The organism is Acidithiobacillus sp. AMEEHan, from assembly GCF_030996345.1.
Classification (GTDB): Bacteria; Pseudomonadota; Gammaproteobacteria; order Acidithiobacillales; family Acidithiobacillaceae; genus Igneacidithiobacillus.
The window spans coordinates 310,073-334,513 of sequence record NZ_CP118747.1 but is presented as its reverse complement, the minus strand read 5'-3'; the positions used below and the strand labels follow the sequence as shown (position 1 = coordinate 334,513).

The following is a 24,441-nucleotide window of genomic DNA, read 5'->3' as shown; positions in this document are numbered from 1 at the left end:
CCCAGAGTAGGGGCCCCGCTGCCGCTTGTCGAGCCTCTTGCCCGTATGTGGACTCTTGATTAATATTTGCAACAAAGTTGCAAATATGGCGGGAGCAAGATGAATGCAGGTCGTCTACCTGTGCAGGCAGGTTTTGCTGCGCTGTGCTCGTTGTCATTGCTGGTCAGTGAGTATGCGCAAGCTGAGGATCTCGGTACGGTGCAGAGCGGTGGAACGGCGTCGACGCTGGCACCGGCTCTGGGAGAAAATCCCCCAGGCCACAGTGCCAGCGCCTTTCGTTTGCAGCAGCAACAAGTCGAGACGTTGGCTGGCCCCGGCGGGGCTAATGCCGACGCAGCATTGGGCTTTCTGCCCGGGGTTTCGTACAACGCGCCGGATGCCCTCAATCTTGCCAATGTGCAAAGTGCCAACAAGGGCTTGCGCGTGCGCGGTGAGACCGCCCAGCATGGCGCCGGCGATCTGCTCGCCGGCGTGCCCCTCATTGCTGGCTTTTCCGGTCCGGGCCAATGGCTGGTAGACCAGGAAGATCTGCGCAGCGTGACCCTTTATGCCGGTGCGGTGCCACCCTTTCTCACGGCAGCAGGGACGATCGCCGGGGTGGTGGACAGTGATCTGCTCTGGCCGCAGGCGAAGAGCTCGTGGCTGCTGCGGCAAAGCATTGGCAGTAACTGGTTTTCCCGAAGTTTTTTGCGTTGGGATAGCGGTCTCCTGCCCGGGGGATCCAGTCTCTTTATCTCTGGCTCTTTTACCCGTGCCGATGCTTGGCGCGGCAACGGTTACACGCCCGCGGGTCGCGGCAATGTCGCGTTGGCTTGGCAGCTGCCGTGCACCAGCGGGCGCCTGCGCCTCTTCTATGTGCATGACGACTATCGTAGCGACAATTACCGCCCCCTGACCTTCGCCCAGTCCCAAGATTTGGCCCGTTTCGGCGAGTTAGGATACAACGCCACCCCAACCTCTGATCCTCGCTCCGCCGAGGCCGCCTGGTACCAAGGCTATAACCGTCAATATTTTCGGGACGATGCCCTGCTGCTGCTCTGGCTGCAGCGTCTGGGCCGTCTGGGCACAGTGCAACTGGAGCCCTACGGCATGAAAGAAACGGGCTGGTACCAGCGAGGCCTGGTACAGGGGACGCAGCCTCTCGTCCAGCGTACTGATATCGATACCTGGCGCTGGGGTCTGCGACTGCAGTGGGAGAAAAGTCTGGGGCCCTGGCGCTGGCAAGCGGGCTATTGGCATGACGAAAAGATCGCACCGCACCCGGCCACCAACAGTGTTCTGTATGCGCCGACCACCGGCGGTGGCCTGCGGTTCTTGCGCTGGTCACTGCTCAGTGCTCCCACCCGTGCGGAGCGCTACGACAGTCTTTTTGCCGAACAATCCTGGCAGTCCGGCGCGCTGGCGCTGACCATTGGCGGGCGTTATCTCTGGGATCGGCTGCCGAGTTTGCAGGCCTACGCAACCAGCGGGGTTACCGCCGATTCTCTCGACCCTGCATTGGCGCAGGCGCAGCCCGTTGCGCCGCTCTCGGTTACCGGCCGCACCCTGGGCGCCTTCTTACCCTATCTGGGCTTCCGCTGGTTGCTCAGCGAGGATTGGCTCTTGCGTGCCAACGCTGGGAGCAACGTGGCTTCCCCCGGCTACGACCTCTGGCCGGCTTATCAGGCCAATGTTGCCGCGTTTCGCGCGGCGGGTCTTTCGATTCAGTCCTTGTGGGATGCCCAGCGACTGCAACGCTCGGACCAAGGCGATTTGGCGCTCCGCTGGGCCAACGATTCAGGCTTTGTCGAAGTTCTGGGGTATTACGGTATCTTCCATAACAAATCGGTGGCCGTTTTCGATCCCCTGTCACAATTGCTCTACCCGCAAAACGTCGGTGACGGTGCCAGCTTCGGCGCCAGTATCAGCGGCGGGTGGCGCTTTGCCGCGCACTGGCAGATCGCCGGCAACGGCAACTATACCCGCAGCATATTCCGCCGCGACTTCCGGTCGCTGGGCGGCCGGACCCTGGCGGTTGCCGGTCTGCAGACTCCGGACACGCCTTTGTGGACCGGGAATTTCCTGCTCCGCTACGAAAAGGAAGATTGGCGTGCTTCTTTGGCCGGACGTTATCTAGGGAGACGTTGGGCCGACAGCCTGCACCAAGAGCCAGTGCCCGCCTATTTTCTCGCAGATCTCAATGCCGGCCATCGCTGGCGCTGGGAGCGTCAGGAACTGGACCTGGATGTCTGGCTCTACAACCTCTTCGACCGCCGTGCCATCGGCTTCGTCAACACCGGTGGTTTGACGGTAGACACCGGGGCAAATTTTTACCCCCTCTCAGCGCGCACTCTCGCCCTGACCGTCACCTGGCGCTATCGCTGAGCTCCTGTCTCGCCTCTTGCGCCGCCGCAGGAGACTGTAGATCGGACAATATCCGGTCGCTGCGGTGGCAATCAGGAGCAGGCCGGAGAAGGTCCATTCCTTGTAGGGGAAGGGGTTCATGAAGTAGATAGCGAGAAGGATGACGCCAAAATACAGGCGCAGCCAGCGCTCGATGGGCAGCATGTTCGGTCGGATCCCCATGGCGATTCCTCCAAATCGGATGCCAAGGTCCTTACTTTAGGCCTTTCTTCCGGGGCATGCAATGGCAGGCTGCGCTGCTGCCTAGATCGGTAGTGCAGATTTTGGCGGGCGGTACCAGATTGTTGAGGCTCCATATCACGGCCATAGATTTATGGCATTTTTTAGTCTTCTTCGCCAGACTTTCAGCAAATTTCCGCGAGAAAGAGATCGCGATTGTCAAAAGATGTGTCAAGCTTGGTCATCTATTGAGTCTTGTGGTGTATCTGCAATAGAATGTTGCCACGGTATGACCAGTAAGCGCCGTGGTCTGCATGGAGATGCGCGCGGTGATAGCTCGGATGCCGGTGATAGTGCTTGATTTTTTTGCTCGTTATTCCACCCGAAATGAGGAGACCGTTATGAGCAAGCTGACCACCACGTTGAAAGTTGCAGCCCTGATCCTGCCTTTGGGTCTGGCTGGCTGTGCCACCAACTCCGACCTCGCCAAGGTTGCTTCCAAGGCTGATGCCGCGCAGTCCACCGCCAACGAGGCGCTCGCCAAGGCCAATGCGGCGCAGAACACCGCCAATGACGCCCTGAGCAAGGCCAATGCCGCGCAGAGCACCGCTGACCAGGCGATGAGCACCGCCAACGCCGCCAATCAGAAGGCTGAAGAGGCCAACGAAAAGGTTGAGCGGATGTTCAAGAAGGCGATGATGAAGTAAGTTTTACCGTTTCGGTAAACTGGAAAGCCCCGCTTCGGCGGGGCTTTTTCTTTCAGCCTGCACTGGCTGTTGGATCACGGATCGCCATGAGTGTCGGCACTCCATTGGCCTCGCGAAACACCTGCAGCGCCTTTTCCCACGATATCTGTAGTCCCGCCGGGATTTGTTCCTGCAGCCAGCGACGGAAGGCCTGCTCGTTGGCTGCACCCTGCTTTTCCTGTATCGCCGGGAATACCTGCAAATAATAGGAGCCGTCGCGCTCGCCCCAGAGCCAGGGTTGATCAACGACCTGCACGACGGTGCCCGGCGCAACCTGCGCAAATAATGCCGCAATGTCGTTCGGCAAGAGGCGAATGCAACCGTGACTAACCCGCATACCCACTCCGTAGGGTTTGTTGGTACCGTGCAGCAGATATCCGCTCCAGCCAAGACGCAGCGCAAATTGCCCCAGCGGATTGTCGGGACCAGGGCCGACAATGGCGGGTAATGGATCGCCATTTTGCGCGTGTTCGGCGCGAATGCTGGCCGGAGGCGTCCAGCTTGGATCGCGGATTTTGGCGATCACCGTAGTGGTGCCAGTGGGAGTGTCCCAGCCCTCCCGGCCAATGCCAATGGGGAAGGTTTCCACGGTGTTGCCGTGCGGCGGATAGTAAAACAGACGCATCGCCGGCAGGTTGATGACAATCCCCCGGTGCGACGTTGCGGGCAAGATATATTCACTAGGGATCAGGATCTGTGTTCCCGCCTTAGGTAGCCAGGGATCCACCTCGGGGTTGGCAGCACGAAGAGCATCGTAGCCAATGTCCTGTTGCCGAGCGATATCGGCCAAAGTATCTTCGTGGCGCGCGCTGAGATAGCGGATCTCTCCCACCATCCTGTGGTTTCCCTGAGGTAAGGGATAGGTGGTTGCAGAGGCGGAGCAGCTACAACAGGTGAAGGAGAATAGGAGAACAGCTGTCAAGCGCACCGGAAGACCCTGATCAACTGGAACCGGCAGAGTCTGCCAGAATGTACGGGCCGGTCAAGCATCACGGGTCTCCTGCCGATAAAAGAGATCCATGACCATGCCGAAGCGGTGCAGCTCCAGTCCGCCCGCGTTGGTGACGAGCTCAGCGTGGGCAAAGGCGCCTAACAGGGGACAGTTGGGGAAATACTCATGCCACAAGGTCAGCTCATCTCCCGCTGGTGGGGAAAAACCCATCGCGCGGGAAGAGGAGTAGCTGAGCCAGGCGAAGTGCGGCATGCCTCGCTGCCTGGTTGCTTCCAAAATTACCCGGGTATCCCGCAAGGCCGCGTCCGGATTGCGCCAGGCGAGAAAGACCTGACTATTCGCCCGCAGGGGTCGCTCCAGCCACAGGCCGCTGCGATTGCTATCGGTTGCAACAATGTGCAGGTAGCGGATACGGGCTTGCGCATCGCGCTCCGCCACGAGCAGTTGCTCGAGGGGCAGCCTGCGTGCTTCCCGCAAGGCAAAGGGGATGTTGCGCGCGAGGAGTGGCAATGCTGAAAAACGCTCCAGTTGCAGGAGCAATGCGCCCTCTTGGCGGAAATACGGAAACAGCTCCGTCAGTGGGCTGATGCCCGAGGAGATCTCCTGCTGGTGCTGCAACGGGCCCAGCAAAGCCGTACGCAGCAGTGGTCGGCGCTGGGGATGTTGCCAGAACCAGGAATGTTTACTGGTAATCACCCCCATCGTCGCATCTTCTTCTGCGGGCAACTCCCCCGCGTTCAAGTCCTGTGAGCCAGCCCAGAGCAGCGTGTTGCTGCCGTGCTCACCGAGTCCAAGAGGAGAAGAGAACAGTAATACGGCACAGGCCGCCCGTCCCAGTGCGCTGCCATGATCGCTGATGACTCCGGGGAAGGATCCGGCCCGAATTTGTAGACAGGCTAGACGTCTTGCGAGACGCTGCAGGGCTACACGCGGTTGGGGCAGATGGCCCGGACTGAAGACAATGAGGGCCCCGCTCACCGGCCCCGCAAGCTTCTCGAATGCCATCGCGACGGCATCGTCGAGCAGGACCTCTGGTCCCCTGTTACCCGTCGCAAACCCAGAAGAGACGGTTTTCTCAGTCAAGATTTTTGTTGGGCCAAGCGCAGCAGTCGTGCAAGACACAGGCGCCGCAGCGGGGTTTGCGTGCAGTACAGGTGTAGCGGCCGTGTAGGATCAGCAGGTGATGCGCATCGAGCACAAATTCTTGGGGTACTACACGCATCAACTGGTCTTCAACGGCGCGCGGGGTTTCTCCCGGGGCAATGCCGGTGCGATTGGCCACGCGAAAAATATGCGTATCGACGGCAATCGTGGGTTCAGCAAAGACCGTGTTGAGGACGACATTGGCGGTTTTGCGTCCGACGCCAGGCAACGATTCCAATGCCTGACGATCTCGCGGAACTTCTCCTTGATAGTCGCGCAGGATGATTCCTGCCAGGGCATGAACATTTCGCGCCTTAGTGTTGAAGAGTCCGAGATGCCGTATGTGTTCTCGAATTCTTTCTTCGCCCAGATCCCATAGCCCCTGCGCATCGGGCGCAACGGCGAAGAGTTTGGCTGTGCACTGGTTCACCGCTTTGTCGGTACTCTGCGCCGACAAAACCACGGCAACCAAGAGTTGAAACGGGGAGGCGTAGTGTAGTTCCGTGCGCGGCTGGGGAATTGCCGCCCGCAGGGCGGCAAAACAGTTTGCTATGGTATGTGCGTCCATCGCGAATCCCGCTGCTGCGGGATGCAGACCGTCAGACGTGACGATAACGACCGATTTCCGGTGCTTCTGGACGGGGATGTTCGGCACTGACGGCGTCCGCTGCCTTGACCCACTCGTGGTGCTCCTGTTCCAGCGCGTGCAGGGCGTCGTGATCCATCTTGGGGAGGATGGCGCCCTTGATGAACTCGCCAAGGTCGAGCAAACGGGTCGCAATGGCGTAGCCATGCAAATGAAAGTCATGGTCCGCGTGCGTCCCGAAGTGGAAATGTTCCCCGGTGAACAGAACGCCTTTGCTGGCTTTCAGGTCGGCGTCGTTGAGGACGTAGTTCTTGGTCCATTCGTACCAATGCTCAAAATATTTCTCCTGCGCTTCCAGACTCCAGTCGTGTGCTTCAAAAAAGGCATAGACAGAAACGCGGTTGGCTTTGCCAGAGAACGGAAAATGACCTGCCATGGACTGCTCCTATGTGCGGAAAAACTGCGCGATTATAGACCGGTTACCGCTTTTGCGGGTAGTCAGGGATTTTTTAGAGGGAATAATGATCTCCAATGACCGGGCAGTGGTAGCGCAGATTGCGCTCGCGCAGCACCTTGGCGATACCCTCACGACCGTTGTCTTCGCCGTGGACCAGAAAGGTATTTGCAGGGCGTTGTTCGGACCCGTACCAGCGTAGGAGTTCGTCGTGATCGGCATGGGCAGAGAAGCCGCCGATCGTATGCACCTTGGCGCGCACCTGGATTTCTTCGCCAAAGATCCGCACGGTCTTGGCACCATCGATGATCCGCCGGGCCAGAGTTCCTTGTGCTGCATAGCCGACGAAGATGACGCTGCTGTCGGCGCGCCAGAGGTTGTGTTTGAGATGATGGGTAACGCGGCCACCACTGGCCATACCGGAGCCGGCCATGATCACTGCTCCCCCTCTGATTTGGTTGATCTGCATCGATTCCGCCGTCTCCCGGGTGAAGTGCAGATTGGGCAGCGCGAAGGGATCGACACCGCCCTGAAAAATCTTCCCGGTCGTGGCATTGAAACATTCCGGATGGCGGCGAAAGATCTCGGTAGCGGAGATGGCCATAGGGGAGTCGAGAAATACCGGCAGTTGTTTCGGCAGTTTGCCAGCCTCGATCATCTCGCGCAGAAAATAGAGCAGATCCTGGGCACGCTCGAGGGCGAAGGTGGGAATGATGGCATTCCCACCACGCTGTAGGGTATCGAGGATGGCATCCCGCAACTCGCCGATGGAGGGCTGCATGGCCTTGTGCAAGCGATCGCCGTAAGTGCATTCCATCACCACGACATCGACCTCGGGCGCCGGGCTGGGGCTGCGGATGATGGGTTTTCCCGCATTGCCCAGGTCACCGGAAAAGACAAAACGTTGCCGTTTGCCGCCTTCCTCGGCGTCGAGATACACCCACGCGGAGCCGAGGATGTGGCCGGCATCACCGAAGCGTACGGTAATCTCTGGACACAACTCGATGGGCTCGTCGTATTTGGCTAGGCGACCGAATTGGTCCATGGCGTCCAGCACATCCTGCACCTCATAGAGGGGCTCTTGCAGCTCGTCACCATGCCGCGAAGCGTGCCGGTTGGCTCGTTTCGCCTCTTCGGCAGCGAGTCCGGCGGAGTCGAGCATCACCAGGCGCGCCAAGTCCCGGGTGGCTGCAGTGCAGATGATTTCACCGCGAAAGCCGCGCTTGACGAGCAGAGGAATGCGTCCGCAGTGGTCCAGGTGCGCGTGGGTCAGCAACAGATAATCGATGTCCTTGGGCGTAAAACCGAAATCGGCGGCATTTTCCTTGGCAATGTCCCCTTCCCCCTGAAAAATCCCACAATCCACCAGGATCTGGCGCTCGCCAATCTGCAGGTGGTGACAAGAGCCGGTGACACCGCCCGCCGCGCCATGAAAAGAAATTTCCATGATCAATTCTCCTCTTTGTTATCGTGGGTTCTGATCATGCGCTGGGCAGCAGTTTTCTGTAAAGCGCTATGTATTCTCGCGCCGCCCGTTGCCAGCCGTAATCGCCCTGCATGCCACGGCGTTGCAGGTCCTGCCAGTGTTCGCGGTGTTGAAAGTGGCGGAAGGCTCGTTGGACGGCATCGCGCAGGCCATCAACCCCGGCGGGCGCAAAGGCAAAGCCGTTACCGGCGCGTACATCCTGATCGACATCGACGACGGTATCGGCAAGTCCCCCTGTTGCATGGACAATGGGCGGGCTGCCGTAGCGCAGACTGAACATCTGGTTGAGACCGCAGGGTTCGAAGCGCGAAGGCATGAGAAAGGCGTCAATGCCAGCCTCGATACGATGAGCGAGACTCTCGTCAAAACCAATGTGCACTGCCATCTGCCCGGGATGCAGATGCGCGAGTTCTCGAGCCCGGTTCTGATAGTCTTTCTCACCACTGCCCAGCACGATTAGCTGGATGCGTTCGCGCAGCAATTCTGGAGCCAGTTGCAGAACGAGGTCGATCCCCTTTTGTTCGACGAGTCGGCTGATCAACCCCAATACGAATACGCTCGGGTCGGGATAGAGTCCGAGTTGACTCTGCAGCGCACTTTTGCAGCGCGCCTTGCCGGAGAGATCATTCCCGTCGTAGTGAGCGATCAGGTAGGGATCGCCCTGTGGGTTCCAGCGCGCTTCATCGATGCCGTTGAGGATACCGGTCAGGCTGGCCTGGCGGGCCCGCAAAAGACCATCCAGTCCCATACCGAAGGTCTCGGTCTGAATTTCCTGGGCATAGCGCGGACTGACGGTGCTGAGGGCGTCGGCATAGACCAGCCCGGCTTTCAGAAAGGAAAAACTGCCGTACAACTCGGTACCGCCAGGATGAAAATCCGCGACGGGCAGGTGCAGGGGAGCAAGTAGTTCCGGCGAAAAGCGACCTTGGTAGGCCAGGTTGTGAATGCTGAGCAGGGTGACAGGCCGTGGCGCGCCGATGCGACTTTCCAGGTCGAGGAGATAGGGCGCCAGACCCGCCTGCCAGTCATGGGCGTGCAGGAGATCCATCCGCCCGGGCAAGAAGGGAATCCGCCCTTGGGCCAGTTCCACTCCCATCCGATTGAGGTAGGCATAGCGTTGGGCATTGTCGGGCCAGTCCTGTCCAAAAGGGTCCTGGTAGATGCCGCCACGCTCGTAGAAGGCGGGTTCCCGCAAAAAGAGGGTGTGCGGCTCGGCAGGCGAGCACCAGAGCTCTCCCTGGCGTCCGGTATACGGAGGGGTGAAGCTACCCAGATAACGGAGAAGTGGTAATTCGGGTTTGCCATAGTACGGCTGCAGCACCCAGGTCTCGATTCCTTCCGCCCGCAATTGTCCGGGAAGGGCGCCGATAACGTCGCCGAGCCCCCCGGTTTTTGCATAGGGGGCCATTTCCGAGGCGAGAAAAAGAACACGCACACTGCACTCCTCAACCGGTAAAATCTGTGCTGAAAATAACACTACCCGATATCCGCGCCAATTTTGAAAGTTCTCCCGGCCTGCCGTAGTATGCCGAAGGCTGATACTCGAAAGCGGAGAAGAAGGAAATGGAAGTCTGCGAGCGCTTCAAGGAATTTCGCGACCGAAATCGTTGCGTGGTCTATTTCCCCAACACCCACAGTGACGAAGAGCCGGAGGCATACAGTAGCTTTCTGGCGATGATGCGGGTGCAGATGGGAATCATGATTCTTGCCCCGGATCGCGAGGAGCGCTTCGAACCCGTCTACCGCGATGCCCTCAAGTACCACCTGCAAACCATTCGCCACAGTCGCCTGTTCACCAGCTATGTGCCGATCAAGACGCGCGTCTATTTCGTGGAAACCATCGCCCTGCGTGATGCTTTCTATGCCTGTGCGGATTTTTGTGTGCCGGGTGGTACGTTGAGTGGCGGAGTCGTGGACCTGGAAAGTCCGATCCGCGCGGGCTGCCCCATCCTGTTTGGACCGAAGATGCCGGATACGGCCGAGCGACGGGGCCTGCTGGAGGCAGGCGGCGCACGCTATGCAGCGAGTAGCGAAGAGATTGCCGAGCAGGCGCGGGACTGGCTCAAAGACCCGAGCAGTGCCAAGGAGACAGCCACCCGCGCGCAAGCCTGGTGGCGTGCCCAGGGGCACAGCCTGTAGAACTCAGCGCGTAGGATTGTCATCGATGCGGAACGGGTAGAGCGACTCGTAGAAATTGTCCATTGCTGCACCCTGGGTATCGTAGCCCGTCACCTGAACACGGCCATCGACAATGGCAACATAGACATGGCAAGCTCGCGCTTGCCGGTTTTCTGGCGCCTTACCCAACACGAATGCCGGACTCTTTGCGCCGCAAGCCGGGGTCACTGCCGCCTTGTTCCACTCTTGGAGAAGGGCCTGTCCCCAGCGCTGTGCATCGCTCCCTACCCAGAGCGCCCGGTGCTCTGCCCATGCCGACTGTAGCTCCCCGCGGACGGCTGGATCATTTTCCAAATCGATTTGACGCTGATGCAGGAAATCCATGGAGTTCAGGGCGATGCTGAGGTTGTTGCGGACACTGTCTTGCGCCTGGATGACTTGCCAGCTGAGGACTGCCGCAAAAAGCCCGTACAACCCGATGAGAGAAAACAAAACGATAGCGAAATATCGCCGCGAAGCCGGACCCGCTGTCATCAAGAAGAGCGCCGAGAGTCGGACTGCTTGGCGATTTTCTGGGCGGCGCGCCGCTCGGCGAGGGTGCCAAGCTCATAATGGATCATCAGGTGATTTTCCTTGGCGAAATGCAGAATTTCCTTATAGGCTTCGGGGCGCAATTGCTCCAGCGCCTCATCCATGATGATCGCCGCATTGCCGTTGATGGTGGCCGGTTCGATCATCGGCAAGTAGTGGATCTTGTGGTCACTGCCGAAGTGCGCCAATCCAACCCCCTCGATGAGCATCTCTGCCCAAGCCGAGGGGCGGAACTTGCCGCCTTTGTCAGTGACACCTTCGATGATGATCATGACGCCCCCTTTCTCTTCAGCGCGCCATAGCATAACCCAAGAGGCGCCAGAGCGGAAAAGGTAGGAGGCTTTCTAGAGCGAGCGCCGGTCAATCCGCGGTGCTCATGCTCTGGCATTGTTCCTGAAGGTAGCGAGCGAAGGCAGAGCCGACTTCGGGATGGCGTAGCGCAAAATTGATGGTAGCCTGCAGGTAGCCCAATTTATCGCCACAGTCGAAGCGCTGTCCGTGAAAGCGATAAGCCAAGACCTGACGCTCGCCTAGCAGCCTGGCGATGGCATCGGTGAGTTGGATCTCGCCACCGGCGCCCGTGCTGACACTCTCCAAAAAATGGAAGATTCGGGCAGGGAGGATGTAGCGCCCCACTACCCCCAGATTGGATGGCGCCTCCTCGGGCTTGGGTTTTTCCACGATGCGGCTGACCTGATAGATCTGCTCGTCCCAGGCGCGCGCTTCGACGACACCATAGCGAACGCTGTGTTCATAGGGGATTTCCTCGACGCCGAGAATCCCCGCCTGGTAGCGATGATATTGGTCCACCATTTGCGCTAGTACCGGCTCGTCGGCCAGCATCAGGTCGTCGGCCAGGAGGACGGCGAAGGGTTCGTCGCCCACCACCGGGCGCGCCATGGAAACGGCATGACCCAACCCGAGGGGCAAGGGCTGGCGCAAGTGGATGACACTGACATTGCTGGGAACGATCGCCCGGACCTGTTCCAAGAGGGCGTGCTTTCCCTTTTTTTCCAGTTCAGCTTCGAGTTCGTAGGATACGTCAAAGTGGTCGGCGATCGCCCGCTTGCCGCGTCCCGTGATGAAAATCATCTGATCACAACCGGCCGCGATCGCCTCCTCGACGGCGTATTGAATGAGGGGCTTGTCGACTACAGGCAGCATCTCCTTTGGGCTGGCCTTGGTTGCCGGCAAGAATCGGGTACCGAGGCCGGCTACGGGGAAGACTGCTTTGCGCACACGATCCATGTTCACTCCATTGGGGCTAAAAAACTATCGCGGTTCTGCATGATCCGCTGGCAGCGGTTTGTCCCGCGCTGCCCGACCACTACCGAGACCACCCGCCATGGCAAAGCGCAGAGCCTGCTGCGGGCTGAGATCGGGTAGCGGAATAATCTTGCTGCGCGGCACCACGCAGGTGAATCCGCCCACACCGTAACTCATGGGAATGAATACGGCTACACAGTCCTCGTCGGCGATAGTCGGTAACTCGGGGAGATGATCGCGGGTAATCAGTCCTACGACATAGCCTAGGTCGCCGCCTTGGCGTAGCAAGACGGCGCTGCGAAACCCTTTCTCTTTGCCGCCAAAGAGCAACTCCACGGTTTCCTGAATGGTGCTATAGATGCTGTGCAAGACGGGGATTCTTTCGAGCAGGGCGTTGAGACGCTCGAAAATCCAAGCCGTAAGGACATGTGATGCCAGAAAGCCCACCGCAAAGATGCAGAGCAGCGTCAGGATAATACCCAGGCCCGGAATATCGGCACCGAATATGGCATGGATCGGGGCCGCAAAGATGCTGTCAATCCAGCTTCCGACCATCAGGACGACATAGATGGTCAGGCCAATGGGTAGGGAGATCAGTAGGCCTTGGATAAACCAGCGGCGTGGGTGCCAGCGCCGCTGGATGGTTACCCTGGGGTTTGGCATTGGCAACATGGCTTTTCGCAGGTTCCATAAATCGACATGAGGGAAGTATACGCACTACTGCAGGGGAAGATCATCTGCGCGGCGTGGGTCAGGGCTCCGTCTCGCCATCGTCTTTGAAGTCTTCTGTCCGCAACTGGTGTTTGCGCATCAATTTGTAGAGATCCGTACGATGCCGTCCGGCAATGCGGGCAGCGCGCGAGATATTGCCATCCGTGCTGCGCAGCAGCCGTTGCAGATAGTCGCGCTCAAACTCGGTTTTGGCCTCCTGCAACTGGGTAAACGCCGGGGTGCTTGTCCCGCGTCCCGAGTCGGGTATGGCGCTGGCAGGAATCCAGTTGTCGTTGCTCAAGGCGACGGCTTGGGTCACGACGTTTTCCAATTCGCGCACATTGCCCGGCCAGGCCCGTTGCAGAAGCTTGTCGACCGCCTCGGAGGCAAAACCCTGTATTTCCCGGTGCAGACGAGAGGCTTCGCGGTCGAGAAAATGCTGCGCCAACAGCAGAATGTCTTCGGGACGTTCCGCAAGACTGGGGACCCGCAAAGGAATCACATGCAGTCGATAATAGAGGTCCTCACGAAAGCGACCGGCGCTCAGCAGTGCGTGAATATCCTGGTGCGTGGCACTGATGACGCGGATATCCACCGGAAACTCCTCACGTCCGCCGACGGGCCGCACCCGACCCTCCTGCAATACCCGCAACAGCTTGACCTGCAGGGAAAGCGGGAGGTCGGCCACCTCATCGAGGAAGAGGGTGCCGCCATGCGCGCTGCGAATCAGTCCGGGGTGGTCAGCGCTGGCTCCGGTAAAGGATCCTTTCACATGACCAAAGAGTTCGCTCTCGGCGACATCGGCTGGAATGGCACCGCAGTTGATCGCCAGAAATGGGCCATCCCGACGCGGGCTGGCGCTGTGGATAGCACGTGCCACCCGCTCTTTGCCGGCACCGCTTTCGCCCGACAAAAAGACGCTTGCCTGCGTGCCGGCGACCCGGGTCACATCGTCCATCAGCCCCTGCATGGCACGGCTGCGGTACAGCAGCGACTGGTTGGCCTGCTGGCGGATGGCTGCACGCAAACGACGGCTTTCCTGTTTGCCTTGCCACTGCTCCAGGGCCGCCTGCATCTGTTCTTGCAACTCTTCGTAGCGAAACGGTTTGGCCAGATAGGCGAAGGCATTCCCGCGCATGGCAGCGACGGCATTGGGGATGCTGCCATGCGCGGTGAGAAGGAGGACGGGCAGCTCTGGCTCGCGTTCCTGCACCCACTCGAGGAGTTCCATTCCGTCGATTTCCGGCATGCGCAGGTCACTGATCAAGAGATCCGGCAATTTTTTCTCCAGTTGTCTTTGCAGCTCTGCCGGATGCTCGAAGGTGACAACTTGATATCCCTCGCTTTCCAGCCACAGCCCTAGAACCCGCAGGAAATCGGGATCGTCATCGACTACGTAGATGGTTGCTGACTCTGGCTCATCCCTCATTTTGCTTTCTTCTCCAGAGTCTTTTGGGCCTCTGCCTGTAACAACGAATTGAGCTGCGCGAGTTTGGCTTTTTGCTCGGCATTTTCCGCTGTCAGTCGTGCAATTTGGGCGGTCAGTGCAGAGCTGTTCTGGGCGGCGAATTTGCCCGGGCTTTCCGGGCGCGCGGCAAGCTGCAACCAGGAGGCGGTCAATCTCCGCCAACCGTCGGTCTGCTTTGCCAGTTCTGGATTTTGTGCGGCCATTTGCAGCTCGGAATGGGCTGCTGCCACGTTCGTGCGGTTGAGTGGTTGCTGGCGCAGATAGCCCTGGGCCAAAGCCAGATGAATTTGGGCGCAGGCGAGGGAATCGGCGGCGCCACAGTGTGCCAGGGCCCGGAGCAGACTGCTTTCGCTGCTGCTCGGAAGGGGGCTGGCAACGGTCGACGGTGGCAGACGCTGGGCACAGGCGCCGAGCAGGAGGGGCAGACCCAAAGACAACAGAACGAGATACGATTTAGGCACGGACATCTCCATAAGGTAGCCAAAATTCCGCTAGGAGTCCTGGGCTCGCGTTGTGTAGGGAGATTTCGCCACCCTGGGCCTCGACCAGCTCCCGGGTGATGGCCAGCCCGAGACCCGTCCCTTTGCTCAAAACCCCTTTCTCCTGTACCTGGAAAAATTCTTCGAACACCTTTTCGAGCAGTGGTTCAGGAATTCCCTTACCGTAGTCGCGCACGCGAAAGTTCACCCCCTCCGACCCTTCCGCAACCGCAATCTCGATGCGACTCTCCGCTGGTGCATATTTATGGGCATTGGTGACCAGATTGCTCAGAATCTGCAGCAGACGCTGCGGATCGGCACGTACCTTTCTGGAGGTCTGGACGCTGCATTGCAGTTTTTGTCCCTTCTGTTCGAGCAGGCTACGAAAACGCAGTTCCAGTTCTCGCAGCAGCGAGGCCGGCGCGACAGGCTCCAGCTGGTAATCGAGATTGCGGGCGCGCAGGGCATGTAAATCGAGCATTTCCTGAATGGCGAGGAAGAGTTCATGCACCTGCCGGTTGATGATCTCGAGAATTTCTCGTTGCCGTGCATCGAGGGCACCAAAACGCTCGCTCAGGAGCAGCTCTGCCCCCGAGCGGGCCGATGCCAGAGGGGTTTTCAGTTCGTGAGAAATCTGGCTGAGAAAGAGATGGCGCAATTTTTCTTCTTCTGCCAGGCGCTCCTGCATCAGGGAAATGCTCTTTGCTACGGCGCGCAACTCGGGCGGGCCAGCCTCGGCAACCAACGCGCTCCTGCCCGCCGCCATCTCTTCCAAGGCGGCCAGAATGCCATTCAATGGACGGGAAAGACTGACCTGTACGCGCCAGATCACCAAAATGGCCAGCAAGGCACTCAGAAGGACCAGAGCCAGAATGAGCCAGGTGGCATGCTGGCGCGCCTTGGCGGCCCGATCCGCCTCCTGCTGAAAAAGCTGTTGTAGGTCGCTGCTGAGTTTTTTCAGCCGGGCATCGAGCAGTACCTGCGCGGCATGTAGCTGATTGGCATCAGCCTGAGCAAATGCCTGCAATTGCGTTTGCACGGCACGTAAATCCGCTGCGATTTGCGGGTATGCCGCCAATTTTGGCAACAGCTCTGTCAGCTGGTCTTGCTCCTGCTGGACCAGTCGGGCGCTGGTCTCGTGGTAGCCCTGGTGCGGCAAAACTGCCGCCAAGCGTTCGTAGAATTCCGCCTGTTGCTGCAGCGTGTTGATCCGCAAAGCGTCACGCTGTAGCGGAATGGCAACCCGGAGCAGGGTGTTGCTGCTATCCTGAAGAGTCTGCACGGCGCGCAAGGCGAGGGCGCTGATGGCAGCCACGGCGATCACGGTGGCCAAGGCAAAGCCCAGTACACGTCGTAGCAAGGAGGACGCACGCGGCGGGGCAGATCCTGCGTCTGTGGGGGGCAGACGGGGATGGGACAGATCGCTAACGCCAGCGGCTCGAAAGTTCTGCATGTTCGACAGTCTACCCATTCGCGAGCGTTCTGCCACTGTAGCCTTTTCACTACGGTAGACCCGGTCAGCAGATCTCCAATCCGTTGATTTTCTCCGACCGCGATGTTGGCATAGGGATTGCATTAGAATAAACGCATATTCTAATTCGTCTCAGGAGCTCTGCCATGCGTCTTTTCTGTTTGGAGAAAGTCGGTTATGCCAATCGCTACGCCGTTTCCAGCAGCAAGAAAGAACTATTGCTGCTCGATTTTCAGGACGAGACCCTGGAAGCGGATCTCGATAGGATTCTGGAATGCCTGCCTGATCCCCGTCGCATCTGGCTTTTGCAAACGCACCGGCACCCGGCCCTGAGCGCGGCACGGGAGCGCCTCGAATACCTGTTACCAGATGCAGAAAGTCTGGGTCCGGGGGACGACCCTACGGCGCTGACGCCCTGGCGGTTCTCCGGTCATCTGCTCAATATTTTGCCCATGGGTAATGACCATTGGGCTTTTGCGCTGGCGAACTGGCTGTTTTTAGGAGCAGTACGCGATGCGCGTGGACGCTGGTGCGGAGATGAGCTGGGACGCAAGATAGTCGCGCAAGAAGGCGCGCTGCGGCGTCGCCTGTGGGCATTTCCAGCATCGGCCGAGAAGGTGGTTGATTTAGCGGCGCTGCGTGCCTTGCGGGCTGCCTGATCCGCGTGCGGCATCTTGCAGGAGCTTCTGCGCCGCGGTCTGTAGGCTGGCGTCGATCTCGCTGCCGCCCAACATGCGAGCGATTTCATCGCCCCGCTCGGCGCTTTGCAGCAGGCGCAAACGGCTCTCGGTCTGTCCGTCGACAACGGCCTTTTCCACATAGAGATGCTGGTGTCCATGCGCCGCTACCTGGGGCAGGTGGGTGACGCAGAGCACCTGGTGGGTTGCACCCAATTGGCGCAGCAACCTGCCGATGCGCTCGGCGACTGCCCCACCGATGCCCACGTCGACTTCATCAAAGATCAGGGTCTCCACCCCTTCCAGTTTGAGCAGCACCTGCAGTGCGAGACTGATACGGGCCAGCTCGCCTCCGGAGGCGACCTGGGCGAGCGGCTGGGCCGGGTGGCCGGGGTTTACGGATATCCAGAATTCCACCTGATCGATGCCGCTGGTCGTCCACGACTTTTCCGCTGTCCGGACTTCCAGGCGAAGTTCCACCACGGCATGCTGCATACCAAGAGAGCGGACCTGCTCTTGCAAGGCCATGGCAAGGCGGGGCGCTGCCTCATGCCGGGTGGCGCTGAGGGCCTCTGCCTGCTGCAGATAGCTGCGGCGGCATTTCTCCAGGGTTTCTGCAGCATGTCCCAAAGGATCTTTGCCACTGTCGTCGGCAGCAAACTCTGTCGCCAACTCGTCCTGCAGGGCCAGAAGCCCGACCATGTCGCAGCGATGCTTGCGCTGCAGGTCCTGCAGCTCCTGCAGGCGGCGCGCAACCTCTTCCAGACGCTCGGGTTCCGCCTCCAAGTGATGCAGATAGCCTCGCAGCCCTTCGACGAGCTCATTCGCCTGGATCGTCGCCGCGTCGAGCAGCTGTAGCGAGTCTGCCAGGTGTGGGTCTTTGTGTGCAGCCTGGCTCAGTCCGCGCTGTGCTTCTGCCAGACGTAACAGGGCGCCGCCCTCTTCGTCCAAGGCATGCAGCGCGAGATCGACGCCGGCACGAATCTGCTCGACGGCCGCGAGGCGTTGCTCTTCCTCCTGCAACTCTTCCCATTCGCCGGGGCGGAGCCGCGCCTGCTGTAACTCCTGGTACACAAACTGCCGCCACTCGCGTTGGGCAGCATCGTTTGCCTGATTCTGGACGTGCCGTTCCCACTCCTGTTGGGCCGCCCGCCACTGCTGCCAGGACGCGGCAACGGCGGCGCGCAGCGCGTCATTGTTGGCAAAGCGATCAATCAGGGCCAATTGACGCTCGGGTTTGAGCAGCTGGAGATGGGCATGCTGCCCCAAGACATCCAGCAGAAACGTTCCGAGATCACGGGCCTGTTGGCTGCTGATTGCGCGGCCATTGAGAAAGAGACGGCTGCGCCCCTGAATGGGCAGGATACGCCTCAGGACGAGGATGTTGTCTTCGGCAGATAGCCCCTGTTCCGCAAGCCAGGCCTCAGTAGCCGGACTGGCGGAAAAACTGCCGATGATTTCTGCCTGCTCGGCACCGTGGCGTACCATCTGCGGACTGCCCTTATCGCCTAGCAACAGGGCGATGGCATCAATAAGAATCGATTTGCCCGCGCCGGTTTCTCCGGTCAGTACCGTAAGACCGTAGTCGAATTCGATGTCGAGTTGGCGAATCAGGGCAAAATCGCGGATCTGCAGATCAAGTAGCATCAATCCTCGCCGGGGGGCTCGGCCCAGTGGAGCTTGCTGCGCAGGATAGCAAAAAAATCCTGCTCCTGGGGATGAATGAACAGTGCATCGCAGTCGGCGCGACGCACATGGACTTCGTCACCGACGACCATGGGGAAAGAACTATGGCTGTCCAGGCTGAGGGCAGCCGGGAAGCGCGCTGCTGTCAGTTTGAAGCGCAGGGGCAAATGATCGGGCAGAACGATGGGGCGGGTGCTCAAAGTGTGTGGGCAGATGGGCACGAGCAGCAGGGCACGCAGCTCGGGGGTGAGAATGGGGCCGCCAGCTGAAAGGGCATAGGCAGTGGAGCCTGTGGGGGTGGAGAGAATCAGGCCATCGGCGCGTTCAGTATAGAGCTGCCGGCTTCCCAATTGCACGCCAAGCTCGATCATGCTTTCGCCGCAGCCTTTGTGCACAAAGACCTCATTCAGGGCAAGCCCGGAAGAGATCGGAGTCCCCTCGCGCCAGAGCTCGGCGTGCAGGACGCTGCGCCGATCTTCGACATAGTTACCGGCGAGGATCGGCGGTAGCGTCGCGTCGATGTCGGCAAGGGGAATGTCGGCAAGAAAACCCAGGCGACCGGTATTGATACCCAGGACGGGAACATTGCGACCGGCCAGCTCGCGGGCGCTGCCAAGGAGGGTGCCATCACCACCCAGGGCAATGACTAGATCGCCTGGCTCCGCCTCGTGCAGGGAGGAAAAAGGAAGCAGGCCGGGAATTTGGTCCCGATAGCGAGCATCGATGCGCAGATCGCAGCCCCAGGCCTGCAGGGCCGAAGTGAGCCGGATGAGAGCCGGGGGGGCCCCGCTGTCGCGGTATTTACCTAGCACCAGGATCCGCGTGAAGACTGACATGTAATGCTCTATTTTTCCGGCGGCTGACGTAGGGCGTGACCGCAGTAGGCGCAGAAGAGATCTTCCGGCCCGACGGCATGACCACAATGCGGACAGAAGGCAGCAGCGCCGGTTGGCGTTGGCGGCGCCGTCATGATGGCTCTCGGCTGCGGGCTGATCGGGGGATTGCCGCTGGCTGCGGCAATGGGAACCTGCACATATGCGAAGCCTTTCTTTTCGTCGAGCAAAGCCCAGATCAAGGATCCCACCCAACCCAGCAGGCTCCAGCCGAGAAACAAGTTGACCAGAAAGATGGCCAGAAAATTCTGGGTGCGCCGCGCGTAGGCGACAATACTTGGAACGAAATAGACGACGATGGCGAGGGCGAACGCAAAAATCATGACTGCAACCATCATCGGACCAAAAGAGGAGTAATCCATCAGCATTGCCGTACTGTCCAAGATCCCGACCCCCGTTCTGCAGGAAGCAGGCTGGATTATTTCACAAGCAGCGAGATCCGGCGACTTGGCCCATCGCGCGGCTGGCGCTATCCTCTCAGCTTGCCTTTAAGAAAAGGAATGCGGTCAATGCGCGTGGAATTTCCCATCATCAATCGTCTGGGTCTGCATGCCCGGGCCTCGGCCAAATTCGTCAGTATCGCGGCGCGCTTTCCTTGTCAGGTCTGGCTCGAACGCGACGGGCAGCGGGTGAACGGTAAAAGCATCATGGGGCTGATGACCCTGGCCGCCTCGCAGGGCACGGTGCTTACCCTGGAAACCGAAGGCGAGCAGGAGGAAGAGTGCAGTGCCGCGCTGCGCGCCCTGGCGGCAGACTATTTTGGAGAAGGTGAGTGACCTTTGAACTGGCAGGAATCGGCGCGGCGGCTGGTATTGCCATTGGTATGGCCGTCGTCTTGGAACCTGCCAGCATGGAGATTCCGGATTACAGCGTTGCGCGGGACGAACTCGAGACCGAAGAACAGCGTTTGCGCACCGCCCTTGCCCTTGCTCGCGATGAGCTGTTGCGCGTGCGCGAGGCCATTCCCAAGGATGCGCCCCAGGATACCCGCCTGTTCATCGACGCCCATTTGCTCATGCTCGATGATCCTGCGCTGCGGGATCGTCCCATTGCCCTGATTCGGGAGCAGCGGCGCAATGCCGCCTGGGCCCTGCATCACGAACGCGAGCGTCTGGTCGAAGTCTTTGAGCGCATGCAGGATCCCTATCTGCGTGCCAAGCGGGAAGATATCCTGCAGGTGACCGACCGCGTGCTGCGGCACTTGCTCGGCGCGCAGGTGCCCAGCCTTCAGGCAGAGGCGGAGCGCATCATCGTTGCTTCCGAGCTGAGTCCCGCGGATACCGTTCTGCTCAAAAACGGATCGGTGTTGGGTTGGGTGACCGACTTCGGCGCGGCAACCTCGCACTCGGCGATTCTGGCACGCAGCCTGGGTCTGCCGGCGGTGGTCGGTACCCACCACGCCACGCGTTTGCTGCGCAATGGCGACCAACTCGTCGTGGATGGCGAGCAGGGCACGGTGCTGGTCAATCCCGGTCCGGAGCTGCTCGCTGAGTACCGGGAGATGCAGGCGCGGCGTGAGCGGCGGCGCCAACTCCTGGAAGAAGAGCGGCACCTGCCCGCGCTTACCATCGATGGTACTGCCATTCGTCTCTTCGCCAACATCGAACTGCCCGAGGACGTCGAGTGGGTGCAGCGCAGCAATGCCGAGGGAATCGGTCTGTTTCGTAGCGAATTTCTCTTCATGAACCGGGCGGACAGCCCCAGCGAGGAGGAGCAGTACGAGGCTTTTGCGCAAGTCTTGCGGGCTCTGCCGGGGGCCGAAATCACCATCCGTTCGGTGGATGTGGGTGCCGACAAGCTCCTCGCCGATAGTGACTTGCAATTGCATCCCAGTGGTCTAAACCCCGCCCTGGGATTGCGCGGCCTGCGCCTGTGTCTGCGGCGGCCAGAATGGTTTCGCCGTCATTTGCGGGCGATCCTGCGCGCCTCCGCCCTGGCGCCCATTCGTCTGATGTTGCCGATGGTGAGTACGGTGCACGAAGTCCATCAGGCGCGACACCTGATCGAACAACTGCGCAGCGAGCTGCGTGCCGAGGGGCAAAAAGTGGCCGAGCATCTGCCTATAGGCATCATGGTCGAGGTTCCAGCGGTGGCGATGGCCGCTCACGCTTTCGCTGGCGTAGCCGATTTTTTTTCCATCGGCACCAACGACCTCACCCAGTATGCCTTGGCGGTAGACCGGAGCGATGATGATGTCAACGCCCTTTTCGACCCCCTGCATGTGGGAGTGCTGTCGATGATCCAGCACACGATTGCCGCCGGCGAGGCAGCGAATATCCCCGTCGCCATGTGTGGTGAGATGGCCGCCAACCCTCAGTGGACGGGTCTGCTCATTGGTTTGGGTTTGCGCCATTTCAGCATGTTTCCTGGTGCCATTCCCGAGGTGAAGGCGGCAATCCGTGAGACTTCCGTGGACGATGCAAAGGTGATGGCCCTCGCCGCTCTGGCTGGCACCTCCGAACTTTTCGCCCCCGTCGACGACATTGAAACGTAGGTACCTGCTTTGGCTGGCCCTCAGCCTGCTCGGTGTGGCTCTGCTCCTCTATCTATGTATTCTTGCTGGACTGCCAGCATGGCTCCTCGCGCGCTTGCTGAGTGCGGAGCTGCGGCAGCCCGTGACCTTGGCGAAAAACCCGCAGATCACGCTGAACTTCCAGCATGTCGGCATTACGCTCCGGGGTCTGCAGGTCGGCAGGCGCCTGCTCGTGCTGCGGCAGACGCGGGTAGACTGGGCCTGGACCGCCCTGCGCGCTGGCCGGTGGCTGGACCTGGAATTGCGGGTCGACGGGCTGGATCTGCACGGGCCCTGGCCAACGACGGGGCCCAGCAGTGGCCAGGGCTTGGTTCTACCGCAACGGCTCATCGTCCGGGATAGTTCGGTGCGCTGGCCGTTGGGAAAACAAATGCTGCAGGTCTCAGGACTACAGGCCGATTATCGTGCGGGACAGGGCGCCATGATGGCTGGCCAGCTCTCCTACGCCGGACGAACGATGACCATGCAGGCGCGATATCGGTCTCCGCAGCCCCGGCGAGCTGGCGCCATCTCCTTGCTGGTGCAAGCGCAGAAGGAGGTGCTGAGTCTACAGGCGGAAGGAGTCACTGCGCCCGCGACCGGCACCCTCGCAATTGCGCGCGGCATGCTGCGTCTGGTCGGGAAACCGATCGATGGGGAGCTGCGCTGGCAGGGGCTGCGTTATGCGGCGGACGCGCATAGCCTGGCGATTCGAAGCTGGCGCATCACGGCGCATCCGCAACTTTTGGGACAGGGCAATCTGCTTCTGCACTGGCAGCGCGCCTTCGGCATCAGCGGTCAGTTCGAGTTGCAATCGGAAAATCTGCCGGACTGGTTGCGCTTGCTGGGACTGTCCGTGCCCAAGATCCGCGAGGGAGAGGCGTTGCGGCCAGCGGCTTTGTCAGGGAATCTCGCATGGACGCAGGATGGCCCAATCCAGTTGGATCCGCTGCGCGGCATCCTGGGCAAGACCCAGTTCCAGGGCTCGCTGCTACGCGACAATGCAGAGGCCCCGTGGCAGGTTACCGCGGTGATTCCGCGGCTGGATCTCGATCCGTGGCTCCCTCCTGCGCCCGCCAGGGCGCCATCCCAGAAAGTTCTCCCGACCTTGCCGAAGTCCTGGCCTCCCATCCATGGGCAGGTTCGGATCGGCGAGCTGCGCTGGGGCCGCTGGCAGGCCCGCAATCTGCAGATTCGTCTGCGGGCAAAATCAAAATGACCCGGCCAAACATCGCCAGTCGTCTCCTGCCTTGGTATTGGCAGTTTGGTCGGCATGATCTGCCTTGGCGGCAGAGTCGTGATCCCTACCCTTTGTATCTTGCCGAGGTCATGTTGCAGCAGACCCGGGTGGAGACGGTGAAGCCCTATTTTCACCGCTTTCTGGCGCGCTTTCCCAGTTGGCAAGCTCTGGCCGATGCCTCCCTCGATGAGGTGCTCTCGCTCTGGAGCGGGCTGGGCTACTACGCCCGGGCACGTAACGCGCACGCAGCAGCGCAGATGGTGGTCGCTTCATATCATGGGCAATTCCCTGCGGACCTTGCCCAGGCGGTCGAGCTTCCTGGTGTTGGCCGGAGTACTGCTGCCGCCGTGCTTGCCAGCGCCTATGGACAGAGGCAAGCCATCCTCGACGCCAATGCGCGACGGGTGCTCTTTCGCTATCACGGTCTTACGGGTAACGCGCGCAGTCTCCAGAAGGAGCGCCTGCTGTGGCAATTGGCAGAGCAGGAGACACCGGCCGCGGCCCATGAGTACAACCAGGCGATACAGGATCTCGGTGCGTTGCTTTGTCTGGCGCGCAAAGCGCGGTGTGGCGAGTGCCCCTTGCATGGTCCCTGTGCGGGTCCCGCCACTCCCACGCCTCTGCTGCACCCGGATAAACCAGTGCGTTTTGCCTGTTTTTTGCTGTTACGCGCGGAAGATGGCCGGGTTCTGCTGGAGAAGCGACCCAACCGGGGGATCTGGGGAGGGCTGTGGGCGCTGCCCTGGTATGGGTTTGCAGGTCCAGACGAGCCGCCGGAACTGGCAGAAACCCTGCACAATTGGGCGCAGGAAGAATATGCCCTGCGTCTGCGGCTAGGAGAGTGGCATCCGTGGAAACGTCATACTTTCACCCATTTTCATCTGGAGTATCAGGTCGTGGAGGCTGGCGTATCGGTCGGTGCCATAGGCGAGGCGAGGCGGGCGCTGTCCCTATTCGCCCCGGAGCAACTCGCGCAGCTTGCCTTGCCCAGCCCCCTGCGCCGCTTGTTCTCCTGAGCGCAACATTCTGGACATCCCCTATGGCTCTCGCTACCCTGCGGGCTGTTCTAACTAGGGCTACGGATTGACAAATTTTTCGGAGGTGTGGATATGGCGAGAATCGTACATTGTGTGAAATTGGGCAAGGAAGCCGAGGGTCTGGATCGTCCACCCTATCCTGGTCCCCTCGGCGCACGGATCTACCAAGAGGTCTCTAAGGAGGCATGGCAAGACTGGCTCAAACATCAGACGATGTTGATCAACGAATATCGTCTGTCGCCGATCGATCCCAAGTCTCGCTCCTTTCTGGAAAAGCAGATGGAGGCCTTTTTCTTTGGCGAAGGGGCGCAGACACCAGAAGGATTCGTGCCGCAGCAGTAGGTACGGGCTGTCGTTTCTCCG

26 protein-coding genes are annotated in these 24,441 nt (G+C 60.1%); 9 read left to right on the top strand and 17 right to left on the bottom strand.

The window, feature by feature from the left end:
- The first annotated feature begins 99 nt into the window (after nucleotides 1-99).
- Nucleotides 100-2,364, top strand: a complete 2,265-nt coding sequence (locus ORD17_RS01660) for a TonB-dependent receptor (RefSeq protein WP_308389189.1) — start codon at nucleotides 100-102, stop codon at nucleotides 2,362-2,364.
- On the opposite strand, the gene ORD17_RS01655 is transcribed toward ORD17_RS01660, so the two are convergent.
- Nucleotides 2,320-2,565, bottom strand: coding sequence for a DUF2892 domain-containing protein (locus ORD17_RS01655; RefSeq protein WP_308389188.1), 246 nt, complete (start codon nucleotides 2,563-2,565; stop codon nucleotides 2,320-2,322). The genes ORD17_RS01660 and ORD17_RS01655 overlap by 45 nt on opposite strands.
- Nucleotides 2,566-2,963: 398 nt before the next feature.
- Here ORD17_RS01655 and ORD17_RS01650 point away from each other — a divergent pair, with 398 nt between their 5' ends.
- Nucleotides 2,964-3,269 (top strand): Lpp/OprI family alanine-zipper lipoprotein, encoded by a 306-nt coding sequence (locus tag ORD17_RS01650; protein ID WP_215871334.1) that lies wholly within the window; start codon nucleotides 2,964-2,966, stop codon nucleotides 3,267-3,269.
- A 52-nt stretch (nucleotides 3,270-3,321) separates the two neighbouring features.
- Here the strand turns inward: ORD17_RS01650 and ORD17_RS01645 are convergent, their stop codons facing one another.
- From ORD17_RS01645 to glgA, 6 genes are all read right to left on the bottom strand, one after another.
- On the bottom strand, nucleotides 3,322-4,143 hold the full coding sequence (locus ORD17_RS01645; protein ID WP_308389187.1) for a L,D-transpeptidase family protein: 822 nt from the start codon (nucleotides 4,141-4,143) through the stop codon (nucleotides 3,322-3,324).
- A gap of 147 nt (nucleotides 4,144-4,290) precedes the next feature.
- A complete protein-coding gene (locus ORD17_RS01640) occupies nucleotides 4,291-5,265 on the bottom strand; it encodes an FIST C-terminal domain-containing protein (protein WP_308389186.1) in 975 nt (324 codons plus the stop codon).
- A gap of 70 nt (nucleotides 5,266-5,335) precedes the next feature.
- Nucleotides 5,336-5,971, bottom strand: a complete 636-nt coding sequence (gene nth, locus ORD17_RS01635; protein WP_308389185.1) for an endonuclease III — start codon at nucleotides 5,969-5,971, stop codon at nucleotides 5,336-5,338.
- Nucleotides 5,972-6,002: 31 nt separating this feature from the next.
- Nucleotides 6,003-6,425 (bottom strand): hypothetical protein, encoded by a 423-nt coding sequence (locus ORD17_RS01630; protein WP_308389184.1) that lies wholly within the window; start codon nucleotides 6,423-6,425, stop codon nucleotides 6,003-6,005.
- A 73-nt stretch (nucleotides 6,426-6,498) separates the two neighbouring features.
- Nucleotides 6,499-7,890, bottom strand: a complete 1,392-nt coding sequence (locus tag ORD17_RS01625; protein WP_308389183.1) for an MBL fold metallo-hydrolase — start codon at nucleotides 7,888-7,890, stop codon at nucleotides 6,499-6,501.
- Nucleotides 7,891-7,924: 34 nt separating this feature from the next.
- The gene (gene glgA, locus ORD17_RS01620) at nucleotides 7,925-9,364 is read right to left on the bottom strand and encodes a glycogen synthase GlgA (RefSeq protein WP_308389182.1); all 1,440 of its coding nucleotides are present in this window, start codon (nucleotides 9,362-9,364) and stop codon (nucleotides 7,925-7,927) included.
- A 128-nt stretch (nucleotides 9,365-9,492) separates the two neighbouring features.
- Between glgA and ORD17_RS01615 the strand changes: the two genes are divergently transcribed.
- A complete protein-coding gene (locus ORD17_RS01615) occupies nucleotides 9,493-10,068 on the top strand; it encodes a 3-deoxy-D-manno-octulosonic acid transferase (protein WP_308389181.1) in 576 nt (191 codons plus the stop codon).
- A 3-nt stretch (nucleotides 10,069-10,071) separates the two neighbouring features.
- Here the strand turns inward: ORD17_RS01615 and ORD17_RS01610 are convergent, their stop codons facing one another.
- The 7 genes from ORD17_RS01610 to ORD17_RS01580 all read right to left on the bottom strand — a co-directional run bounded on the left by ORD17_RS01610 (nucleotide 10,072) and on the right by ORD17_RS01580 (nucleotide 15,922).
- Complete coding sequence (locus ORD17_RS01610) at nucleotides 10,072-10,581, bottom strand: hypothetical protein (RefSeq protein WP_308389180.1); 510 nt, start codon at nucleotides 10,579-10,581, stop codon at nucleotides 10,072-10,074.
- Nucleotides 10,581-10,910 carry a DUF3579 domain-containing protein gene (locus ORD17_RS01605; protein ID WP_308389179.1) on the bottom strand — a complete coding sequence of 110 codons (330 nt, stop codon included), beginning with the start codon at nucleotides 10,908-10,910 and terminating at the stop codon, nucleotides 10,581-10,583. Before ORD17_RS01605 ends, ORD17_RS01610 begins: the two co-directional genes overlap by 1 nt.
- 88 nt (nucleotides 10,911-10,998) lie before the next feature.
- Entirely contained in the window at nucleotides 10,999-11,886 is an 888-nt protein-coding gene (gene galU / locus ORD17_RS01600; RefSeq protein ID WP_308389178.1) for a UTP--glucose-1-phosphate uridylyltransferase GalU, read from the bottom strand.
- 24 nt (nucleotides 11,887-11,910) lie between these two features.
- Nucleotides 11,911-12,576 carry a DUF502 domain-containing protein gene (locus tag ORD17_RS01595; protein ID WP_308389177.1) on the bottom strand — a complete coding sequence of 222 codons (666 nt, stop codon included), beginning with the start codon at nucleotides 12,574-12,576 and terminating at the stop codon, nucleotides 11,911-11,913.
- A gap of 79 nt (nucleotides 12,577-12,655) precedes the next feature.
- On the bottom strand, nucleotides 12,656-14,044 hold the full coding sequence (locus tag ORD17_RS01590) for a sigma-54 dependent transcriptional regulator (protein ID WP_308389176.1): 1,389 nt from the start codon (nucleotides 14,042-14,044) through the stop codon (nucleotides 12,656-12,658).
- A complete protein-coding gene (locus ORD17_RS01585) occupies nucleotides 14,041-14,544 on the bottom strand; it encodes a hypothetical protein (protein ID WP_308389175.1) in 504 nt (167 codons plus the stop codon). Before ORD17_RS01585 ends, ORD17_RS01590 begins: the two co-directional genes overlap by 4 nt.
- Nucleotides 14,537-15,922, bottom strand: coding sequence for a HAMP domain-containing sensor histidine kinase (locus tag ORD17_RS01580; RefSeq protein ID WP_308389174.1), 1,386 nt, complete (start codon nucleotides 15,920-15,922; stop codon nucleotides 14,537-14,539). Before ORD17_RS01580 ends, ORD17_RS01585 begins: the two co-directional genes overlap by 8 nt.
- Before the next feature lie 257 nt (nucleotides 15,923-16,179).
- Between ORD17_RS01580 and ORD17_RS01575 the strand changes: the two genes are divergently transcribed.
- Nucleotides 16,180-16,692: a hypothetical protein gene (locus tag ORD17_RS01575; protein ID WP_308389173.1), complete on the top strand. Its 513-nt coding sequence runs from the start codon at nucleotides 16,180-16,182 to the stop codon at nucleotides 16,690-16,692.
- Here ORD17_RS01575 and recN read toward each other — a convergent pair.
- Genes recN through ORD17_RS01560 form a run of 3 tightly spaced genes read right to left on the bottom strand, consistent with a single transcriptional unit; the run spans nucleotide 16,660 to nucleotide 19,672 of the window.
- Nucleotides 16,660-18,357 carry a DNA repair protein RecN gene (gene recN, locus ORD17_RS01570; protein ID WP_308389172.1) on the bottom strand — a complete coding sequence of 566 codons (1,698 nt, stop codon included), beginning with the start codon at nucleotides 18,355-18,357 and terminating at the stop codon, nucleotides 16,660-16,662. The two genes, ORD17_RS01575 and recN, sit on opposite strands and share 33 nt — an antisense overlap.
- Nucleotides 18,357-19,232, bottom strand: coding sequence for an NAD(+)/NADH kinase (locus ORD17_RS01565; protein ID WP_308389171.1), 876 nt, complete (start codon nucleotides 19,230-19,232; stop codon nucleotides 18,357-18,359). Before ORD17_RS01565 ends, recN begins: the two co-directional genes overlap by 1 nt.
- 8 nt (nucleotides 19,233-19,240) lie before the next feature.
- Entirely contained in the window at nucleotides 19,241-19,672 is a 432-nt protein-coding gene (locus ORD17_RS01560) for a superinfection immunity protein (protein ID WP_308389170.1), read from the bottom strand.
- Between the two features lie 117 nt (nucleotides 19,673-19,789).
- On the opposite strand from ORD17_RS01560, the gene ORD17_RS01555 reads away from it, so the two are divergent.
- From ORD17_RS01555 to ORD17_RS01535, 5 genes are all read left to right on the top strand, one after another.
- The gene (locus tag ORD17_RS01555) at nucleotides 19,790-20,065 is read left to right on the top strand and encodes an HPr family phosphocarrier protein (protein WP_215871307.1); all 276 of its coding nucleotides are present in this window, start codon (nucleotides 19,790-19,792) and stop codon (nucleotides 20,063-20,065) included.
- Nucleotides 20,062-21,783 (top strand): phosphoenolpyruvate--protein phosphotransferase, encoded by a 1,722-nt coding sequence (ptsP, locus tag ORD17_RS01550; RefSeq protein ID WP_308389169.1) that lies wholly within the window; start codon nucleotides 20,062-20,064, stop codon nucleotides 21,781-21,783. The genes ORD17_RS01555 and ptsP overlap by 4 nt, the downstream gene beginning before the upstream one ends.
- Nucleotides 21,773-23,020 carry a hypothetical protein gene (locus tag ORD17_RS01545; RefSeq protein ID WP_308389168.1) on the top strand — a complete coding sequence of 416 codons (1,248 nt, stop codon included), beginning with the start codon at nucleotides 21,773-21,775 and terminating at the stop codon, nucleotides 23,018-23,020. Before ptsP ends, ORD17_RS01545 begins: the two co-directional genes overlap by 11 nt.
- The gene (gene mutY, locus ORD17_RS01540) at nucleotides 23,017-24,057 is read left to right on the top strand and encodes an A/G-specific adenine glycosylase (protein ID WP_308389167.1); all 1,041 of its coding nucleotides are present in this window, start codon (nucleotides 23,017-23,019) and stop codon (nucleotides 24,055-24,057) included. The genes ORD17_RS01545 and mutY overlap by 4 nt, the downstream gene beginning before the upstream one ends.
- Before the next feature lie 93 nt (nucleotides 24,058-24,150).
- The gene (locus ORD17_RS01535) at nucleotides 24,151-24,420 is read left to right on the top strand and encodes an oxidative damage protection protein (protein WP_308389166.1); all 270 of its coding nucleotides are present in this window, start codon (nucleotides 24,151-24,153) and stop codon (nucleotides 24,418-24,420) included.
- The last annotated feature ends 21 nt before the right edge of the window (nucleotides 24,421-24,441 follow it).

What these genes read in the sequence shown, in the direction of transcription:
- ORD17_RS01660 (WP_308389189.1), top strand. Translation starts at nt 100, where the DNA reads ATGAATGCAGGTCGTCTACCTGTGCAGGCAGGTTTTGCTGCGCTGTGC.
- ORD17_RS01655 (WP_308389188.1), bottom strand. Translation starts at nt 2,565, where the DNA reads ATGGGGATCCGACCGAACATGCTGCCCATCGAGCGCTGGCTGCGCCTG.
- ORD17_RS01650 (WP_215871334.1), top strand. Translation starts at nt 2,964, where the DNA reads ATGAGCAAGCTGACCACCACGTTGAAAGTTGCAGCCCTGATCCTGCCT.
- ORD17_RS01645 (WP_308389187.1), bottom strand. Translation starts at nt 4,143, where the DNA reads ATGGTGGGAGAGATCCGCTATCTCAGCGCGCGCCACGAAGATACTTTG.
- ORD17_RS01640 (WP_308389186.1), bottom strand. Translation starts at nt 5,265, where the DNA reads ATGGCATTCGAGAAGCTTGCGGGGCCGGTGAGCGGGGCCCTCATTGTC.
- nth (WP_308389185.1), bottom strand. Translation starts at nt 5,971, where the DNA reads ATGGACGCACATACCATAGCAAACTGTTTTGCCGCCCTGCGGGCGGCA.
- ORD17_RS01630 (WP_308389184.1), bottom strand. Translation starts at nt 6,425, where the DNA reads ATGGCAGGTCATTTTCCGTTCTCTGGCAAAGCCAACCGCGTTTCTGTC.
- ORD17_RS01625 (WP_308389183.1), bottom strand. Translation starts at nt 7,890, where the DNA reads ATGGAAATTTCTTTTCATGGCGCGGCGGGCGGTGTCACCGGCTCTTGT.
- ORD17_RS01615 (WP_308389181.1), top strand. Translation starts at nt 9,493, where the DNA reads ATGGAAGTCTGCGAGCGCTTCAAGGAATTTCGCGACCGAAATCGTTGC.
- ORD17_RS01610 (WP_308389180.1), bottom strand. Translation starts at nt 10,581, where the DNA reads ATGACAGCGGGTCCGGCTTCGCGGCGATATTTCGCTATCGTTTTGTTT.
- ORD17_RS01605 (WP_308389179.1), bottom strand. Translation starts at nt 10,910, where the DNA reads ATGATCATCATCGAAGGTGTCACTGACAAAGGCGGCAAGTTCCGCCCC.
- galU (WP_308389178.1), bottom strand. Translation starts at nt 11,886, where the DNA reads ATGGATCGTGTGCGCAAAGCAGTCTTCCCCGTAGCCGGCCTCGGTACC.
- ORD17_RS01595 (WP_308389177.1), bottom strand. Translation starts at nt 12,576, where the DNA reads ATGTTGCCAATGCCAAACCCCAGGGTAACCATCCAGCGGCGCTGGCAC.
- ORD17_RS01590 (WP_308389176.1), bottom strand. Translation starts at nt 14,044, where the DNA reads ATGAGGGATGAGCCAGAGTCAGCAACCATCTACGTAGTCGATGACGAT.
- ORD17_RS01575 (WP_308389173.1), top strand. Translation starts at nt 16,180, where the DNA reads ATGCGTCTTTTCTGTTTGGAGAAAGTCGGTTATGCCAATCGCTACGCC.
- recN (WP_308389172.1), bottom strand. Translation starts at nt 18,357, where the DNA reads ATGCTACTTGATCTGCAGATCCGCGATTTTGCCCTGATTCGCCAACTC.
- ORD17_RS01565 (WP_308389171.1), bottom strand. Translation starts at nt 19,232, where the DNA reads ATGTCAGTCTTCACGCGGATCCTGGTGCTAGGTAAATACCGCGACAGC.
- ORD17_RS01555 (WP_215871307.1), top strand. Translation starts at nt 19,790, where the DNA reads ATGCGGTCAATGCGCGTGGAATTTCCCATCATCAATCGTCTGGGTCTG.
- mutY (WP_308389167.1), top strand. Translation starts at nt 23,017, where the DNA reads ATGACCCGGCCAAACATCGCCAGTCGTCTCCTGCCTTGGTATTGGCAG.
- ORD17_RS01535 (WP_308389166.1), top strand. Translation starts at nt 24,151, where the DNA reads ATGGCGAGAATCGTACATTGTGTGAAATTGGGCAAGGAAGCCGAGGGT.